The following is a 17,507-nucleotide window of genomic DNA, read 5'->3' as shown; positions in this document are numbered from 1 at the left end:
TTTCAGGAGGCGAACAAAGGTCGCTCGCGTTCGGCATGACGTTGCGCCAGCATGTCGAGCAGCGGATCGGACAAGTCGGCCAGTCCGGCGGCGGCTTCGGCGGCGGTGTGTTCGCACAATTGCGACAGCCGGAAGGTCAGGACTGCGACGTCGGCGGGATCTAGTGCCAGCAGTCGCTGGGCGGCGGTGGCCGAACCTGTCATGGTGATGTAGACGATGTGCAGTGAGTTGTGTTCCGGGGTGAGCCCGCTGACCGCGCCGACGCGTCCCGCGGCCACTGCCAGATGCGGCCGCAGGCCGAGATCGTCCCAGCCGGCTTCGGGCCACACCGTCCTGGCCAACCGAGCCAGCCCGCGACCCTGGCTGCGTGAAGCCTCTCTGGCTGCGGGAGCCGGTGTGCGGGCGTCGGTTTCGTGATCGGCGTCCGCCGGCGTCAGCTCGCCCCGGTGCACTGCCGCCGCGATCGACGCCGTGACCAGTCCGTGACTGCGGATCCGTCGTCTCAGAAACGCTTCCAGGGTGGTCAGATCGGTCACCAGGCCGCTGGTGACGGCCTCTTCGATGCCACCGGAGTGCACGTGCGCTCCGGTGGGCAGCCGCGAGTCGGCCAGAGCGAGGAGCACCGCAAGCGAGGTCACCGGAGGGTCACTGGAGGGTCACTAGAGGCTACTAGAATAGGAAATACCGTTGCGCCATGGGAAGTTCGGTGGCGGGTCGCTGCTGCCATACTTCACCGTCGATACGCACGGTGAAGGTGTCGGGATCGACCTCGATGGTGGGCAGTGCGTCGTTGAGCGGCAAGTCGGCCTTGCCCACGGCGCGCACATCGGCCACCGGAACCAGCCGGCGGTTGATGGCGAGCCGATCGGCCAATCCCGCATCGATCGCTGCCGGCGCCACGAAGTGCACGGACGTGGCCGCCGCAGTGGCCGGGGCGGCGCCGAACATCGGTCGCGGCAGTACCGGTTGCGGCGTCGGTATCGACGCGTTGGCGTCGCCCATCGCCGCCCAGGCGATCGCACCGCCCTTGAGCACCAGGTGCGGGCGCACCCCGAAAAATGCCGGCTCCCACAGCACCAGATCGGCGAGCTTGCCCACCTCGATCGAGCCGACCTCGTGGTCGATGCCGTGCGCGACGGCCGGGCAGATGGTGTATTTGGCGACGTAGCGACGTGCCCGGTTGTTGTCGGCCCGGCCATCACCGGGCAGCGTGCCGCGACGGCGCTTCATCACGTGGGCGGTCTGCCAGGTGCGCAGCACTACCTCGCCGATGCGGCCCATGGCCTGGGAGTCGCTGCCGATCATCGAGATTGCCCCCATGTCGTGCAGCAGATCTTCGGCGGCCATAGTGGACGGGCGGATCCGGCTTTCGGCAAAGGCCAGATCTTCGGGCACCGAGGGATTGAGGTGATGGCAGACCATCAGCATGTCCAGATGCTCGTCGAGGGTGTTCACCGTGTGCGGACGAGTCGGATTGGTGGAGCTGGGCAGCACATTCGGCTGCCCGGCCACTCTCATGATGTCGGGTGCGTGGCCGCCGCCGGCGCCCTCGGTGTGGTAGGTGTGGATCGAACGGCCGGCAATGGCGGCAATGGTGTTTTCGACGAATCCCATCTCGTTGAGGGTGTCGGTGTGCAGCGCCACCTGAACCCCGGCGGCATCGGCAACGGTCAGGCAGGCCTCGATGGCCGCTGGGGTGGATCCCCAGTCCTCGTGCAATTTGAAACCCGATGCACCCCCGCGCAATTGCTCCCACAACCCCTCGTGGCTGACGGTGTTTCCCTTGCCGAGCAGGGCAAAGTTCACCGGCCACGAGTCCAGTGATTCCAGCATCCGGGCCAAATGCCATGCCCCGGGGGTGACGGTCGTGGCCTTGGTGCCTTCGGCGGGCCCGGTGCCGCCGCCGATGATGGTGGTGGTACCGGCGCCGAGCGCTACGGGTATCAGCTGCGGGCAGATCAAGTGCACGTGACAGTCGATGGCGCCGGCGGTGAGAATGCGCCCGTTGCCGCCGATGACCTCGGTGCAGGGTCCGACGACCAGGTCCGGATGGACACCCGACATGGTGTCGGGATTGCCCGCCTTGCCGATCGCGACGATGCGGCCGTCGCGAATTCCTATGTCGGCCTTGACGATTCCCCAATAGTCGATAATCACCGCACCGGTAATGACGGTGTCTGGCGCGCCGTCGGCCCGGGTCGCGCGGCCCTGACCCATCGACTCGCGCAACACCTTGCCGCCACCGAACACTGCTTCGTCGCCGGCCAGTCCCGGCCCACCGCAGCGGTCTTCGCCGATTTCGACCAGTAGATCGGTGTCGGCCAGTCTGATCCGGTCACCGGTGGTAGGACCGTACAGTTGCGCGTAGCGCTCCCGGGTCAACCGCACCATTAAGCGTCGAGCCTTCCCGGCGGATCCAGTGTCAACCCGTGGACCTCTCGTCGCCCGCGCAGCGGAACCAACCGGACGGTTCGGGAAACGCCGGGCTCGAAGCGGACCGCGGTGGCCGCCGGAATGTCCAACCGGTAACCATGGGCCGCCGCGCGATCGAACGACAGCGCCGCATTGGCCTGCGGAAGATGGACGTGACTGCCGACCTGGACCGGGCGGTCACCAGTGTTGACAACCTGCATCTCCAGCCGCTGCGCGCCCGCGTTGACGTCGATGTCGCCGCTGCCGTAAAGGATTTCGCCGGGAATCATGCGATCGGGTGATGGACGGTGACCAACTTGGTGCCGTCCGGGAATGTCGCTTCCACTTGCACGTCCTTGATCATCTCCGGTACTCCCTCCATCACGTCGTCGCGGGTCAGCACATCGCATCCGCTCGCCATCAGCTCGGCGACGGTGCGGCCGTCCCGCGCGCCTTCCAGGATGTGGTCGGTGATCACTGCGACGGCTTCGGGGTGATTGAGGCGCAAACCGCGTGACCGACGGCGGCGGGCCAGCTCGGCGGCGTAGGACAACAGAAGTCGCTCTTGCTCATGCGGCGTCAGACGCATGGCCTCCGATCCTGCCATGGGTCCAGCGGTGTTGTCCCGGGGAGCCCCGGCTCGGCGAGTCGGCCGTCGTGGGGGCCGCCATTCGTGCGCCAACAACGGCGCTCGAAACCGAGCACCAAGTTGACATCCGAACAGTGTTGCGGCCGAGAATGTTTGGTCTGGTGCCGGGTCAGGTGTGAGGGGGCTCTGGCGTTGGATTTCTCGGTGTTGCCGCCGGAGGTCAACTCCGGTCGGATGTACGCGGGCCCGGGATCGGGGCCGTTGGTGACAGCCGCCGTGGCCTGGGACAGGTTGGTGGCGGAGCTGCATTCGACGGCGGCGTCGTATCGGGCAGTGGTGTCGAAGTTGATGGATGGGCCGTGGGTGGGGCCGTCGTCGAGATCCATGGTTGCCGCCGTGGCGCCGTTTGTGTCGTGGACGAGCGTTACGGCCGCCCTGGCGCAGCAGACCCGGCGACGTTGAGGTCAGGAGTCTGGCGACGGCTCCAGATTCTGCAGCCGCACCTGACCCCGGGCCACCACCCGATCGGTCTCGTCGGTGATGACGACCAACCACAGCTGTTGACGCCGGCCCCGATGCAATGGTTCGGCGGCGCCGTACACCATCCCCGACCTGATGGCATGCAGAAAATCGGTGTTGTTGTTGACGCCGACCACGCCCCCGCCGCCACGGGTACTGAGCCAGGTGAACGCCGCCACGCTGGCCATGCTCTCGATCATCGAGCAGTACACACCACCGTGCACGATGCCCATCGGCTGCAACAGCTCGGGTTTGACCTTCAGCTGCGCGCGTGCGCCGTCGGGGCTGAGCTCGGTGAACTGCAGACCCAGCTGATTGTCGAACGGCGCGGTGAACGTCGGTGGGCTGACACCTGTGTCCGGGTCCGGGTCCGTTGGCACGTTCATGTGTCTACACCATCGGTATCGGTCGGTTCCCCCAGGTCTGCGGGCGCCAAGGATCGCCCCAGGGCGAACAGCGGGCGAGCCCCGTGCAGCAGCACGGGGCTCGCCGATCGAGTAGACCGGGGGTCACTGCAGCCCTCAGGACTCCGGCACGGTCATGTATTGCTCGACCACACTAAGGATAGGCAAGGCTGCCCTAATTCTGCAAGCACCGAATGGACAGAGTTGCCTAAGGGGGTCCAACTCCGAATTGCCAGTGCCGCGGTAGCCGCCCTTAATGGCGGGGCTTCGGGACCAGCTGGATACGACAGTCGGTAGTAAACCGGAGTACGCTGGGTGCAACGCTCAGGGAGAGAACGAACTATGGCCAAGCTGACGCGGCTGGGGGATCTGGAACGTGCCGTGATGGACCACCTGTGGTCCACGCCGGAACCCCAGACCGTCCGCCAGGTCCACGTAGCGTTATCGGCGCGACGTGACCTTGCCTACACCACCGTTATGACCGTGCTGCAACGGTTGGCGAAAAAGAACCTCGTCTCGCAGATCCGCGACGATCGGGCCCACCGCTACGCACCCGTGCACGGTCGCGACGAGTTGGTCGCCGGTCTGATGGTCGATGCGCTGGCCCAGGCCGAGGACTCCGGCAGCAGACAGGCCGCGCTGGTGCACTTCGTCGAGCGCGTCGGTGCGGACGAGGCCGACGCACTTCGCCGCGCTCTTGCCGAATTGGAAGCGGCTCACCGCATTCCCCCATCTGCTGGCGCTCCGGCGGAGGACTGAGAGAGACTAGCAGCGTGTCCGCGCTGGCCTTCACCATCCTCGCGGTGCTGCTGGCTGGCCCGACACCAGCCTTGTTGGCACGAGCGACCTGGCCGCTGCGCGCCCCGCGGGCCGCGATGGTGCTCTGGCAAGCGATAGCCCTGGCCGCGGCGCTTTCGGCGTTCAGCGCGGGCATCGCCATCGCCAGCCGGCTGCTTATGCCCGGCGCTGACGGGCGGCCTACTGCCGGTGTCCTCGACGCCCGAATCCGGCTCGGCTGGCCTTTGTGGGCGGCATATATCACCGTCTTCACGCTGACTGTGCTGGTCGGGACCCGGCTGATGGTTGCCATAGTTCGGGTGGCCATCGCCACTCGCCGCCGTCGGGCCCATCACCGCATGGTGGTCGATCTGGTTGGAGTAGGGCACGGCGCCGCGCTGGCCGAGCCTTGCGCGCGAACCCGGGATCTGCGCGTGCTCAACGTGGCGCAACCGCTTGCCTATTGCCTGCCCGGGGTCCGCAGCCGGGTGGTGGTCAGCGAGGGAACCTTGACCGCGCTGACCCACAAGGAAGTCGCCGCAATCCTCACCCACGAGCGGGCGCATCTGCGGGCCCGCCACGACCTGGTCCTGGAAGCGTTCACCGCCCTGCACGCGGCGTTTCCGCGGCTCGTCCGCAGCGCCAACGCGCTGCGTGCGGTGCAGCTCCTGGTCGAACTGCTCGCCGACGACGCCGCGGTGCGCGCGGCCGGTCGCGCGGCGCTGGCCCGGGCCCTGGTCGCCTGTGCCTCCTCCGGAGCGCCGTCGGGTGCCCTGGCCGCGGGAGGCCCCTGCACCGTGGTGCGGGTGCGCCGGCTGGCCGGGCGCGGCAACAGCCGGGCGCTATCCGTGACCGCGTATCTGGCCGCGGCCGCGGTGCTGGTCGTACCCACCGTCGCGCTGGCCGTCCCGTGGCTCACCGAGCTGCAGCGGCTGTTCGGCGTCTGACAAGGACCAAACACCTTGGAAGACCGCGACGCCACTGTGCCACAGTGTGTCGGACCAGCCTTGCCGGACAGCTTCGGCAAGAGTTCGCCAACCTGACAGGCCTGACCGAAAGGCAGCACATGAGTTCCTCGGAATCGAGCACCGCCACCGCGCAGATCGGCGTCACCGGCCTGGCGGTGATGGGTTCGAACATCGCCCGCAATTTCGCCCGGCACGGCTACACGGTGGCGCTGCACAACCGGTCCATCGCCAAGACCGATGCGCTGCTGAAAGAGCACGGGTCCGAAGGAAAGTTCGTGCGTAGCGAAACGATTCCGGAGTTTCTGGCCGCGCTGCAAACCCCGCGCCGGGTGCTGATCATGGTCAAAGCCGGTGACCCGACCGACGCTGTGATCAACCAGCTCGCCGACGCCATGGAACCCGCCGACATCATCATCGACGGCGGCAATGCCCTCTACACCGACACCATTCGTCGCGAGAAGGCGATGCGGGAACGCGGACTGCACTTCGTCGGCGCCGGCATCTCCGGCGGCGAAGAGGGCGCGCTGCACGGGCCGTCGATCATGCCCGGCGGGCCCGCCGAGTCGTACAAGTCGCTGGGCCCGCTGCTTGAGGAGATCTCGGCACACGTCGACGGCGTGCCGTGCTGTACCCATATCGGCCCCGACGGCTCCGGGCACTTCGTCAAGATGGTGCACAACGGGATCGAGTACTCCGACATGCAACTGATCGGCGAGGCCTACCAGCTGCTCCGCGACGGGCTGGGGCTGCGCGCACCGCAGATCGCCGAGGTGTTCACCGAGTGGAACAAGGGCGACCTGGACAGCTATCTGGTCGAGATCACCGCCGAGGTATTGCGGCAAAACGACGCCAAGACCGGTAGACCGCTCGTCGATGTGATCCTCGACCAGGCGGAGCAGAAAGGCACCGGGCGCTGGACGGTCAAATCCGCCCTGGATCTGGGAGTGCCGGTGACCGGCATCGCCGAGGCGGTGTTCGCCCGTGCGCTATCGGGATCGGTGGAGCAGCGTGCGGCGGCCCGCGGGCTGGCTTCCGGACGGCTCGGCGACCAGCCCGCCGACCCCGACACGTTCACCGAGAACGTCCGCCGGGCGTTGTACGCCTCCAAGATCGTGGCCTACGCGCAGGGCTTCAACCAGATCCAGGCCGGCAGCGCCGAATACGGCTGGAACATCTCACCCGGCGACCTGGCCACCATCTGGCGCGGCGGCTGCATCATCCGGGCGAAATTCCTCAACCGCATCAAGGAGGCGTTCGACGCCGAACCCGACCTGGCCAGCTTGCTCATCGCGCCCTATTTCCGCAGCGCGGTTGAGTCGGCTATCGACAGTTGGCGGCGTGTGGTGTCCACCGCGGTGCAGTTGGGTATCCCAACGCCCGGGTTCTCGTCGGCCCTGTCGTACTACGACGCGCTGCGCACCGAGCGGCTGCCTGCCGCACTCACCCAGGCCCAACGCGACTTCTTCGGCGCACACACGTACGGGCGGATCGACGGACCGGGCAAGTTCCACACCCTATGGGGCGCAGACCGCCGCGAAGTGCCCGCATAGCCGGGCGAAAGGGACTCAACCGAAGGGCCAGCCATGAGGTTTCTGGACGGGCACAGACCCGGATACGACCTGACCTACAACGACGTGTTCATCATGCCGAACCGATCGGAGGTGGCGTCGCGGTTCGACGTGGATCTATCCACCGCCGACGGTTCGGGAACCACGATTCCCGTGGTGGTCGCCAACATGACGGCGGTTGCCGGGCGGCGGATGGCCGAGACCGTGGCTCGCCGCGGTGGCATCGTGATCCTGCCGCAGGACCTGCCCGTCTCGGCGGTGCAACAGACCGTGCACTTCGTCAAGAGCCGTGACCTGGTGCTCGACACGCCGGTGACGCTGGCGCCCGACGACTCGGTATCCGACGCGATGGCGCTGATCCACAAGCGCGCGCACGGGGTCGCCGTGGTCGCCTTCGACGGCCGCCCCATCGGTTTGGTCAGCGAATCGTCCTGCCTGGGGGTGGACCGCTTCACCCGGGTGCGCGACATCGCCGCAACCGACTTCGTGACCGCTCCGGCGGGCACCGAGCCGCGCAAGATCTTCGATTTGTTGGAGCACGCCCCCATTGACGTTGCGGTGCTCACCAGCGCCGACGGGACATTGGCGGGAGTGCTGACTCGCACCGGCGCCATCCGCGCCGGCATCTACACGCCCGCCACCGACGGCGAACGCCGACTAAGGATCGGCGCGGCCCTCGGCATCACCGGCGACGTGGCCGCCAAGGCCCGCGCCCTCGCCGAAGCAGGTGTCGACGTGCTCGTGATCGACACCGCGCACGGGCACCAGCAAAAGGCGCTGGATGCGGTCAGAGCCGTAACGTCGCTGGACCTGGGTGTGCCGCTGGCGGCGGGCAACGTGGTTTCGGCCGAGGGAACCCGCGAGCTGCTGGGCGCCGGAGCGCGCATCGTCAAGGTTGGCGTCGGCCCCGGCGCCATGTGTACGACTCGGATGATGACCGCCGTCGGCCGCCCGCAGTTCTCCGCCGTGGTCGAATGCGCGGCCGCGGCAACGCAACTCGGTGGGCACGTGTGGGCCGACGGCGGAATCCGCCATCCGCGCGACGTCGCGCTGGCGCTGGCGGCCGGTGCGTCGAACGTGATGATCGGATCGTGGTTCGCCGGCACCTACGAGTCTCCGGGTGACCTGATGCGAGACCGCGAGGACCAGCCGTACAAGGAGAGCTACGGCATGGCGTCTAAACGGGCGGTGGTTGCCCGCACCACCACCGACAGCGCCTTCGACCGCGCCCGAAAGGCGCTGTTCGATGAAGGTATCTCGACGTCGCGGATGGGGCTCGACCCTGATCGCGGCGGTGTGGAGGACCTGATCGACCACATCACCTCCGGCGTGCGGAGCACCTGCACGTATGTGGGTGCCGCCAACCTGGCGGAGTTGCACGAGCGCGCGGTGATCGGTGTTCAGTCGGTGGCGGGCTTCGCCGAAGGCCATCCGCTGCCCATCGGCTGGTGAGTGCGATCACCGGCGGCGGGGACTGATTCGCGCCGAACGGTTTCGCTACGATATGGACTTCAGTCCCGCTGCGCCGCGCCGCGGGATCGAGCGAAAGGGATGACGTGCCGCAGGCACCCGTCGGAGCCGTTGGCTTCGGGGGCGGGCCCTGCCCGGCGTCGCAGCGGGATGCGGCGACATCACGACCACCGGGCCGCCCATGATGTTCGCCGGCCCCATCGCCAGCATCGCCGCCATCTTGGCACTCGCCTTCGGCACCGCGGTATTCGTCGCGGCGGAATTTTCGCTGACCGCGCTGGACCGCAGCACCGTCGATGCGAACGCCCGCGCTGGCAGCACCCGCGACCGGTTCATCCAGCGCGCACATCGCCGGCTGTCGTTCCAGCTGTCCGGCGCACAGTTGGGTATCTCCATCACCACTCTGACGACCGGTTACCTGACGGAACCCTTGGTGGGCGAGCTCCCGTACCCGGCACTCACCGCCATCGGAATCTCGGATCGGATGTCTGATGCAATCACGACGTTTCTGGCGCTGGTGCTGGTGACGTCGCTGTCGATGGTGTTCGGCGAATTGGTCCCCAAATACCTGGCAGTGGCACGCCCGCTGCGGACCGCACGCGCCGTCGTGCTTCCCCAATGGTTGTTCTCGGCGCTGCTCACGCCGGCGATCCGGTTGACCAACGGAGCGGCGAACTGGATCATGCGTCAACTCGGGATCGAGCCGGCCGAGGAACTGCGCTCAGCGCGCACCCCGCAGGAGCTGGTGTCGCTGGTGCGTGCCTCGGCTCGCCGCGGCTCGCTGGACGACGCGACCGCATCGCTGATGCGCAGATCCCTGCAGTTCGGTGCCCTGACGGCAGAGGAGCTGATGACGCCGCGATCGAAGATCGTGGCGCTGCAGACCGACGACACCATCGCCGACATGGTCGCGGCCGTCGCGGCATCCGGTTTCTCGCGGTTCCCGGTTGTCCGCGGCGACCTGGACGAGACGGTCGGCATCGTGCATGTCAAGCAGGCGTTCGACGTGGAGTCTGCCGATCGCGCGCACACCCGGCTGACCGCCGTGGCCCAGCCGGTTGCGGTGGTGCCGTCGACACTGGACGGCGATGCGGTGATGGGCCAGATTCGTGCCAATCCGTTGCAGACCGTGATGGTGGTCGACGAGTACGGCGGCACCGCGGGCATGGTCACCCTGGAGGACCTGATCGAGGAAATCGTCGGCGACGTCCGCGACGAACACGACGATGCCACACCCGATGTGGTCGCGGCCGGTGCCGGATGGCGGGTATCGGGTCTGCTTCGCATCGACGAGGTGGCGACCGCCACCGGCTACCGCGCGCCGGAGGGGCCCTACGAGACGATCGGGGGCTTGGTGCTGCGCGAGCTCGGACATATCCCGGTGGCTGGCGAGTCGGTCGACCTTCCCGCGTTGGACGTCGATCGTCTGCCGGATGAGTCGGTGTGCTGGCGGGCCAGGGTGGTGCAGATGGACGGCCGCCGGATCGACCTGCTCGAACTGACCGAACTGCGCGGCCATCCGGACGGGCACCAGGAACACGGCGCACGGCGTGGTGGCCGATGAACCCCATGCTGGCCGTGGCGTTGGCGATCCTGCTGATCGGTGCCAACGCGTTTTTCGTCGGCGCGGAGTTCGCGCTGATCTCGGCCCGTCGTGACCGCTTGGAAGCGTTGGCCGAGCAGGGCCGGACGAGTGCGGTCATCGTCATCCGGGCCGGCGAACGGCTCCCCTCGATGCTGGCCGGTGCCCAGCTGGGCGTCACGGTGTCCTCGCTGCTGCTCGGGCGCATCGGCGAGCCGGCGGTGGCCGAGTTGCTGCAGAAGTCGTTCGGGCTGGCCGGGATGCATCCGCGGTTGCTGCACACGTTGTCGTTCGTGGTGGCGCTGGCCATTGTGGTGACGCTGCACGTGCTGCTCGGCGAGATGGTGCCGAAGAACATCGCGCTAGCTGGCCCGGAACGGACGGCGATGTTGCTGGTCCCGATCTACCTGCCGTACGTGCGCGCCGCGCGTCCGGTCATCGTCCTGTACAACAAGACCGCCAACGCGATACTGCGTGCGCTCGGGGTGGAGCCCAAGGATGAACTCGACGTCACGGTTTCCACGGTGGAGCTCTCGGAGATGATCGCCGAATCGGTCTCCGAAGGTTTGCTGGACCCCGAGGAGCACACCAGGCTGACCCGCGCGCTGCGGATCCGCACCCGGGTCGTCGCCGATGTCGCGGTTCCGATGCCCGACATTCGTTCCGTGCCGGTGGCGGCGGTGGGATCGGGCCCGACGGTTGGGGCGGTCGAACAGGCGTTGGCGCAGACCGGCTTCTCGCGGTTCCCGGTTGTGGATCGCGGCACATTCATCGGGTACGTGCACATCAAGGACGTGTTGGCGCTGGGCGAAGGCGCCGACACCGTGATCAAGGTCGACATGGTGCGCCCGCTGCCGCAGGTTCCCAAGGCACTGCCACTGGCCGATGCCTTGTCGCGGATGCGCCGCAGCAACAGTCACCTGGCTTTGGTAACTTCCGACGACGGCACCGTGGTCGGGATGGTGGCGCTTGAGGACCTGGTGGAAGACTTGGTCGGCACCATGCGCGACCAGCGAAACCGCGACTGACCAGCCAGGCTGACCGGTACCGCGACATGGGCCCGGGATGATCGGCGGCCGAAGCGCCCGCCGTGCCCAGCCAGCGTGAAAATGCCGTCAAAATGCGTTGCCAGAGCCCAGCCGGCAGGGCCGGCTGCCTACCGACGGCGGGGCTTTGGGCGCTCCGTGACCTGCCCTTGCGGTTGGCCGGATAGGCTCGTCAGGCTACCGATCGGTAGGCTGAGGTCGTAGCCAGCGAGAAGCCAGTGAGAAGCCAGTGGGGCCCAAGTATCGGCAAGTACCGCCGAGTACCGGCCAATTTTGGAGGAGAATCATGACAGACCGCGTGCCGGCGGGGAACCTGCGCGTCGCTCGAGTGCTCTACGACTTCGTGAACAACGAGGCCCTGCCCGGCACCGATCTGGACCCGGACAGCTTCTGGGCCGGCGTCGACAAAGTGGTCACCGACCTCACCCCGCAGAACCAGGAATTACTCAAGGTCAGGGATGAGCTGCAGGCACAGATCGACAAATGGCATCGGCATCGGGTCATCGAGCCACTGGACCCCGAGGCTTACCGGCAGTTCCTCACCGACATCGGGTATTTGCTCCCCGAACCCGAGGATTTCACCATCACCACCTCGGGGGTTGACGACGAGATCACTACGACCGCCGGCCCGCAACTGGTGGTGCCCATACTCAACGCGCGCTTCGCGCTGAATGCGGCCAACGCCCGTTGGGGCTCGCTGTACGACGCGTTGTACGGCACCGACGTCATCCCGGAAAGCGACGGGGCCGAAAAGGGCACCAGCTACAACCATGTTCGCGGCGACAAGGTGATCGCCTACGCACGCAAGTTCCTCGACGACAGCGTGCCGCTGTCCGCGGGCTCTTACGCCGATGCCACCGGCTTCATGGTGGAAGACGGCCAACTGGTGGTTTCCCTAGGGGATTCGTCGTCAGGACTGGCCGACCCGGGCCAGTTCGCCGGGTATACCGGCGCGGCCGCGGCCCCGACTTCGGTGCTGCTGGTCAACCACGGGTTGCATATCGAGATCCTGATCGACCCGGAGTCGCCGATTGGCTCCACCGACCGCGCGGGGGTCAAAGACGTGGTCCTGGAGTCGGCGGTGACCACGATCATGGACTTCGAGGATTCGGTGGCCGCCGTCGATGCGGACGACAAAGTGCTCGGGTACCGCAACTGGCTCGGGCTGAACAAGGGTGACCTGGCCGAGGAGGTCACCAAGGACGGCAAGACCTTCACCCGGATCCTCAACCAGGACCGCACCTACACCACACCCGACGGCGGCGAGCTGACTCTGCCCGGCCGCAGCCTGCTATTCGTCCGGAATGTCGGTCACCTGATGACCAACGACGCGATCGTCGTCAGTGACGGCAGTGGTGGCGAGAAAGAGGTGTTCGAGGGCATCATGGATGCCCTACTCACCGGCCTGATCGCGATCCACGGACTGCGCACCGGGGAAGTTAACGGACCGTTGACCAATAGCCGAACCGGCTCCATCTACATCGTCAAGCCCAAGATGCACGGGCCGGCGGAGGTGGCCTTCACCTGCGAGCTGTTCAGCCGGGTGGAAGACGTGCTGGGGTTGCCGCAGGGCACCATGAAGGTCGGCATCATGGACGAAGAACGCCGCACCACCGTGAACCTCAAGGCGTGTATCAAGGCCGCAGCCGACCGAGTCGTCTTCATCAACACCGGGTTCCTGGACCGCACCGGCGACGAGATTCACACGTCGATGGAAGCCGGTCCGATGATCCGCAAAGGTGCGATGAAGAACACCACCTGGATTAAGGCCTACGAGGACGCCAACGTCGACATCGGGCTCGCCGCCGGCTTTACCGGCAAGGCTCAGATCGGCAAGGGCATGTGGGCGATGACCGAGCTGATGGCCGATATGGTCGAGCAGAAGATCGGCCAGCCCAAGGCCGGCGCCACCACCGCGTGGGTGCCCTCCCCGACGGCGGCCACGCTGCACGCCATGCACTACCACCAAGTGGACGTCTTCGCCGTGCAGAAAGAACTGCAGGGCAAGACCCGGACCACCATCGATCAGTTGTTGACCATTCCGCTGGCCAAGGAGCTGGCCTGGGCGCCCGAGGAGATCCGCGAGGAACTCGACAACAACTGCCAGTCCATCCTCGGCTACGTGGTGCGCTGGATCGACCAGGGCGTGGGCTGTTCGAAGGTGCCCGACATCCACAACGTGGCGCTCATGGAGGACCGCGCCACCCTGCGGATCTCGAGTCAGCTGCTGGCCAACTGGCTGCGACACGGCGTGATCACCAGCGAAGACGTGCGGGCCAGCCTGGAACGGATGGCGCCGTTGGTGGACAAGCAGAACGCCGGTGACCCCGGGTACCGCCCGATGGCCCCGAATTTCGATGACAGCATCGCGTTCTTGGCCGCTCAGGACCTGATCCTGTCCGGGGCGCAACAGCCCAACGGATACACCGAGCCGATCCTGCATCGCCGTCGTCGGGAACTCAAGGCGCGGCGCGGGTGACCATCAGGACCCACTGGAAACAGTCGCTGGCTCATTCCTGGTCGACGCGGGGCAATTTTCGACGGAAAGGACGCTGACACCAAATGGGTAGGCACAGTTTGCCCGACCCTGAGGATTCCGCTGACGAACCGCCTGACGAATACGCCGCGGAGCAGCAAGCCTGGGGCGACCAGATAGCCAACCACTCCGGTGGTGGCAGGCATTCAGACATCGGGTATCCCGGGTCGGCTGGACCGTCGGCCGACCAAGCCCCGAGCGGCTACGGCTACGCATACTGGGGCGAACGTGGCCTATCCGAACAGGCTCCACACGCCGGTGTGGATGACCATGCCGCCGATTATTCGGCCCGCGACGCAGACGAATACCCCGACTTCGGGTCGGGTCCGGCAGGTGAGGAGCCGCCGAGTTTCGCATCGTCGGCAGCTCCCCCACCGCCGCGAGGCCGTGCTGCCGGCCATCGAGGCCTGGGCAACTGGCAGGGCGGCCACCGCAGCGCCGACGGATGGCGCGGAGTCAGCATCGGCGTGATCGTGGCCCTCGTCGCGGTCGTGGTGGTGGTAGCAGGGGTGATCGTCTGGCGGTTCTTCGGTGACGCACTGTCGCACCGTTCCCGCACTGCCGCAGCACGCTGTGTGGGCGGCAAGGACACCGTCGCGGTCATCGCCGACCCGACGATCGCCGAGCGGGTCAAGGAGTTCGCCGACAGCTACAACGCGGCGGCCGGCCCGATCGGGGACAAGTGCGTGACGGTGGCCGTCAAGGCCGCCGATTCGGACGCAGTTATCGCTGGTTTCATCGGCAAGTGGCCATCCGAACTGGGTGGCCAGCCCGGATTGTGGATCCCCGGCAGCTCTGTCTCTGCAGCGCGCCTGTCCGCGGCCACCGGCAAGCAGACCATCAGCGACAGCCGTTCACTGGCGACCTCACCGGTGCTGCTCGCAATCCGCCCGGAGCTGCAGCAGCCGCTGTCGAACCAGACCTGGGCAGCGCTACCGCAGCTACAGGCCAACCCGAACTCGATGGCCGCGTTGAACCTGCCGTCCTGGGGTTCGCTGCGTCTGGCGATGCCCGTCGCCGGTAACGGGGATGCCACTTTCTTGGCCGGCGAGGCGATTGCGGCCGCATCAGCGTCGCCGGGAGCACCACTGACCGCGGGAAGCGGCGCAGTTCGCACACTGATGGCGGCCCAGCCCAAGCTGGCCGACGACTCGCTGACCGAGGCGATGAACACACTGGTCAAATCCGGCGACGCCGCGGCGGCGCCGGTGCACGCAGTGGTCACCACCGAGCAGCAGTTGTTCCAGCGAGCCCAGTCGCTGCCGGATGCCAAGAAGACGTTGAGCTCCTGGCTGCCGCCCGGGCCGGTTGCGATGGCCGACTACCCGGCGGTGCTGCTCAACGGCACGTGGCTGTCGCAGGAGCAGACCACGGCGGCCAGCGCCTTCGCCCGCTACCTGCAAAAGCCCGACCAACTGGCAAAGCTGGCCAAAGCCGGCTTCCGGGTCAACGGCGTCAAGCCACCGAGCAGCCCGGTCGCGAGTTTCGCGGCGCTGCCCGCCCCGCTGTCCATCGGTGACGACGGAATGCGCGCCACCCTGGCCGACAACATGGCCACACCGTCGATCGGCGTTGCCGCGACCATCATGCTCGACCAGTCGATGCCCATCGACGACGGCGGCAAGACGCGTCTGGCCAACGTTGTTGCGGCGCTCGAAAATCGGCTAAAGGCCCTACCACCCAGCGCGGTGATCGGCCTGTGGACATTCGACGGCCACGAGGGTCGCAGCGAGGTGCCGACGGGACCGCTGGCCGACCCCGTCAACGGCCAGCCCCGCTCGACGGCGCTGATGGCCGCCCTCGACAAGCAGTACTCGTCGGGCGGCGGTGCGGTGTCGTTCACCACGCTGCGCATGATCTACCAGCAGGTGCAGGCCAACTTTCGTGCCGGTCAAGCCAATTCGATCCTGGTGATCACCGGGGGGCCGCACACCGACCAAACCCTCGACGGGCCGGGGCTGCAGGATTTCATCCGCACCAGCGCCGACCCGGCCAAACCCATCGCCGTCAACATCATCGATTTCGGCGCCGACCCGGACCGGTCAACCTGGGAGGCCGTCGCACAGCTCAGCGGTGGCAGTTACCAGAACCTGGCGACGTCGGCCGGCCCGGACCTCGCGACCGCACTCAGCATCTTTCTAGGCTGAGTCCACCAGCAATGACAAAGCTGCCCCGGCATACGCCCGCGGATGGGTGACCGGCGGAAAACAACGTGCCAAACTGCGCCGGAAGCCGCCGCGAGTGACCAATCGGGCCGCGATCGGCCCCAGCGGGCCACGCAGCACTTCTGGATTGGCCGCAGACTGGCCCGTTCCAGGATCACGCTGCCGTTGCTCAGCACCGCGCGCCGAAGATCGAACGAGTCAAGGTCCCGGGCGAGCAGTTCGGTGGTCACCGACGTGCCCATGTCGTGCGCCAGCACCACCACCGGGCCGGTGGTGCTTCGGGCAACCGCCCCCTGCACCAGATCGGCCTGCTCCAGCAGGCTGTAGCGGTGCGGGCGAGGCTTGTCGGACAAGGCCGAAACCGAGAAAATCCTTCGTCACCCAGGCATGACCAGCCAGGTACGGAATGACCTCCCGAAAGTCGAATGAACTGGACGGATAGCCGTGCAGCAGCAGGATGGTCGGCGTGTTGCCCGGCCCTGATCGGACGAACATCTTGCCGGCGGCGGTGTGCAGCCAGCGACCGCCGCCGCGCCAGGCTCGAACACTCGGTGATGTCACCCCTGCGACCTACCATCGTGAGCGACGAAAGGAGCGTAATGAGCCCGATTTTCACCCCCGATTCGCAGCTATATCCGTTCCGGTCGCGCTGGTTCGACAGCACGCACGGGCGTATGCACTACGTCGACGAGGGAGACGGTCCACCGATCCTGCTGTGCCACGGCAACCCCACCTGGAGCTTCCTGTACCGCAACATCATCGTGGCCCTGCGGGACCGGTTCCGTTGTATCGCACCGGATTATCTCGGCTTTGGCCTGTCGGAGCGCCCCGCGGCATTTGGGTACCGCATCACTGACCACGCGCGGGTGGTCGGCGAATTCGTCGATCACCTCGGTCTCGACGGTTACCTCACAATGGGTCAGGACTGGGGTGGTCCGATCGGTATGGCGGTATCGGTCGAGCGAGCGGGCCGAGTGCGTGGAGTCGTGTTGGGCAACACCTGGTTCTGGCCGGCAGACACCCTGACGATGAAGATGTTCAGCAGGGTGATGTCCAGTCCGCCGCTGCAGTACGCGATCGTGCAGCGCAATTTCTTTGTGGAGCGGTTGATTCCGGCCGGGACCGAGCACCGCCCCGGCCCTGCGGTGATGCAGCACTACCGGGCCGTGCAGGCCAGCCCCGCGGACCGCACTGGGGTGGCGAGGATGCCCAAGGAAATCCTGGCCGCGCGGCCGTTATTGGCGCGGCTGGCCCGCGACGTACCCGCCAAACTCGGCGCCAAACCCGCGCTGTTCGTCTGGGGTATGAAAGATCTCGCGTTCCGGCCCGGCCCGTGCCTGCCGCGGATGCGCGCAACATTCCCCGATCATGTCGTCGTCGAGTTGCCCAACGCCAAGCACTTCATTCAAGAAGACGCGCCGCAGGAGATCGCCGCAGCGATCATCGAGCGTTTCGGGTGAGCAGGGCCCGG

The 17,507-nt window shown here is 66.9% G+C and carries 14 protein-coding genes and 2 pseudogenes; 10 read left to right on the top strand and 6 right to left on the bottom strand.

Translation table 11 applies throughout. From position 1 onward, the window contains the following. Positions 1-2 precede the first annotated feature (2 nt). From AWC07_RS06085 to AWC07_RS06070, 4 genes are read right to left on the bottom strand one after another with little or no spacing between them, the layout of a single operon-like run. Positions 3-638: an urease accessory protein UreF gene (locus AWC07_RS06085; protein ID WP_036411435.1), complete on the bottom strand. Its 636-nt coding sequence runs from the start codon at positions 636-638 to the stop codon at positions 3-5. Between the two features lie 31 nt (positions 639-669). Further along, positions 670-2,391 carry an urease subunit alpha gene (locus tag AWC07_RS06080; RefSeq protein WP_036411434.1) on the bottom strand — a complete coding sequence of 574 codons (1,722 nt, stop codon included), beginning with the start codon at positions 2,389-2,391 and terminating at the stop codon, positions 670-672. After that, complete coding sequence (locus AWC07_RS06075) at positions 2,391-2,702, bottom strand: urease subunit beta (protein ID WP_036411433.1); 312 nt, start codon at positions 2,700-2,702, stop codon at positions 2,391-2,393. The genes AWC07_RS06080 and AWC07_RS06075 overlap by 1 nt, the downstream gene beginning before the upstream one ends. After that, complete coding sequence (locus tag AWC07_RS06070; RefSeq protein WP_036411432.1) at positions 2,699-3,001, bottom strand: urease subunit gamma; 303 nt, start codon at positions 2,999-3,001, stop codon at positions 2,699-2,701. Before AWC07_RS06070 ends, AWC07_RS06075 begins: the two co-directional genes overlap by 4 nt. Positions 3,002-3,193: 192 nt before the next feature. Here AWC07_RS06070 and AWC07_RS06065 point away from each other — a divergent pair. After that, positions 3,194-3,448, top strand: a pseudogene (locus AWC07_RS06065) (PPE family protein); the annotation flags it as partial. Between the two features lie 17 nt (positions 3,449-3,465). Here AWC07_RS06065 and AWC07_RS06060 read toward each other — a convergent pair. Next, complete coding sequence (locus AWC07_RS06060) at positions 3,466-3,906, bottom strand: PaaI family thioesterase (RefSeq protein ID WP_036411428.1); 441 nt, start codon at positions 3,904-3,906, stop codon at positions 3,466-3,468. 360 nt (positions 3,907-4,266) lie between these two features. Between AWC07_RS06060 and AWC07_RS06055 the strand changes: the two genes are divergently transcribed. The 8 genes from AWC07_RS06055 (at position 4,267) to AWC07_RS06020 (ending at position 16,018) form a co-directional block, all read left to right on the top strand. Continuing rightward, positions 4,267-4,683 carry a BlaI/MecI/CopY family transcriptional regulator gene (locus AWC07_RS06055; protein ID WP_036411427.1) on the top strand — a complete coding sequence of 139 codons (417 nt, stop codon included), beginning with the start codon at positions 4,267-4,269 and terminating at the stop codon, positions 4,681-4,683. A gap of 14 nt (positions 4,684-4,697) precedes the next feature. Continuing rightward, positions 4,698-5,648, top strand: coding sequence for a M56 family metallopeptidase (locus tag AWC07_RS06050; protein ID WP_036411426.1), 951 nt, complete (start codon positions 4,698-4,700; stop codon positions 5,646-5,648). A 119-nt stretch (positions 5,649-5,767) separates the two neighbouring features. Beyond that, a complete protein-coding gene (gene gndA, locus AWC07_RS06045; protein ID WP_036411424.1) occupies positions 5,768-7,219 on the top strand; it encodes an NADP-dependent phosphogluconate dehydrogenase in 1,452 nt (483 codons plus the stop codon). Between the two features lie 33 nt (positions 7,220-7,252). Continuing rightward, complete coding sequence (locus AWC07_RS06040) at positions 7,253-8,689, top strand: GuaB1 family IMP dehydrogenase-related protein (RefSeq protein WP_036411422.1); 1,437 nt, start codon at positions 7,253-7,255, stop codon at positions 8,687-8,689. Positions 8,690-8,888: 199 nt separating this feature from the next. Then, positions 8,889-10,271 carry a hemolysin family protein gene (locus AWC07_RS06035; protein WP_036411420.1) on the top strand — a complete coding sequence of 461 codons (1,383 nt, stop codon included), beginning with the start codon at positions 8,889-8,891 and terminating at the stop codon, positions 10,269-10,271. After that, on the top strand, positions 10,268-11,317 hold the full coding sequence (locus AWC07_RS06030) for a hemolysin family protein (protein WP_036411418.1): 1,050 nt from the start codon (positions 10,268-10,270) through the stop codon (positions 11,315-11,317). Before AWC07_RS06035 ends, AWC07_RS06030 begins: the two co-directional genes overlap by 4 nt. Before the next feature lie 304 nt (positions 11,318-11,621). Next, positions 11,622-13,814 carry a malate synthase G gene (locus AWC07_RS06025; protein WP_036411416.1) on the top strand — a complete coding sequence of 731 codons (2,193 nt, stop codon included), beginning with the start codon at positions 11,622-11,624 and terminating at the stop codon, positions 13,812-13,814. Positions 13,815-13,897: 83 nt separating this feature from the next. After that, a complete protein-coding gene (locus AWC07_RS06020) occupies positions 13,898-16,018 on the top strand; it encodes a substrate-binding domain-containing protein (RefSeq protein WP_036411414.1) in 2,121 nt (706 codons plus the stop codon). A gap of 39 nt (positions 16,019-16,057) precedes the next feature. Here AWC07_RS06020 and AWC07_RS06015 read toward each other — a convergent pair. Further along, a pseudogene (locus AWC07_RS06015) lies at positions 16,058-16,597 on the bottom strand (alpha/beta fold hydrolase); the annotation flags it as partial. A 38-nt stretch (positions 16,598-16,635) separates the two neighbouring features. Between AWC07_RS06015 and AWC07_RS06010 the strand changes: the two are divergent. Then, a complete protein-coding gene (locus tag AWC07_RS06010) occupies positions 16,636-17,496 on the top strand; it encodes a haloalkane dehalogenase (RefSeq protein ID WP_036411410.1) in 861 nt (286 codons plus the stop codon). Positions 17,497-17,507 lie beyond the last annotated feature (11 nt).

The organism is Mycobacterium gastri (assembly GCF_002102175.1).
GTDB classification, from domain to species: Bacteria; Actinomycetota; Actinomycetes; order Mycobacteriales; family Mycobacteriaceae; genus Mycobacterium; species Mycobacterium gastri.
The sequence above is the reverse complement of the archived record's forward strand: the minus strand, read 5'-3'. Positions and strand labels throughout refer to the sequence as shown.

What these genes read in the sequence shown, in the direction of transcription:
- AWC07_RS06080 (WP_036411434.1), bottom strand. Translation starts at nt 2,391, where the DNA reads ATGGTGCGGTTGACCCGGGAGCGCTACGCGCAACTGTACGGTCCTACC.
- AWC07_RS06075 (WP_036411433.1), bottom strand. Translation starts at nt 2,702, where the DNA reads ATGATTCCCGGCGAAATCCTTTACGGCAGCGGCGACATCGACGTCAAC.
- AWC07_RS06070 (WP_036411432.1), bottom strand. Translation starts at nt 3,001, where the DNA reads ATGCGTCTGACGCCGCATGAGCAAGAGCGACTTCTGTTGTCCTACGCC.
- AWC07_RS06060 (WP_036411428.1), bottom strand. Translation starts at nt 3,906, where the DNA reads ATGAACGTGCCAACGGACCCGGACCCGGACACAGGTGTCAGCCCACCG.
- AWC07_RS06055 (WP_036411427.1), top strand. Translation starts at nt 4,267, where the DNA reads ATGGCCAAGCTGACGCGGCTGGGGGATCTGGAACGTGCCGTGATGGAC.
- gndA (WP_036411424.1), top strand. Translation starts at nt 5,768, where the DNA reads ATGAGTTCCTCGGAATCGAGCACCGCCACCGCGCAGATCGGCGTCACC.
- AWC07_RS06040 (WP_036411422.1), top strand. Translation starts at nt 7,253, where the DNA reads ATGAGGTTTCTGGACGGGCACAGACCCGGATACGACCTGACCTACAAC.
- AWC07_RS06035 (WP_036411420.1), top strand. Translation starts at nt 8,889, where the DNA reads ATGATGTTCGCCGGCCCCATCGCCAGCATCGCCGCCATCTTGGCACTC.
- AWC07_RS06030 (WP_036411418.1), top strand. Translation starts at nt 10,268, where the DNA reads ATGAACCCCATGCTGGCCGTGGCGTTGGCGATCCTGCTGATCGGTGCC.
- AWC07_RS06025 (WP_036411416.1), top strand. Translation starts at nt 11,622, where the DNA reads ATGACAGACCGCGTGCCGGCGGGGAACCTGCGCGTCGCTCGAGTGCTC.
- AWC07_RS06020 (WP_036411414.1), top strand. Translation starts at nt 13,898, where the DNA reads ATGGGTAGGCACAGTTTGCCCGACCCTGAGGATTCCGCTGACGAACCG.
- AWC07_RS06010 (WP_036411410.1), top strand. Translation starts at nt 16,636, where the DNA reads ATGAGCCCGATTTTCACCCCCGATTCGCAGCTATATCCGTTCCGGTCG.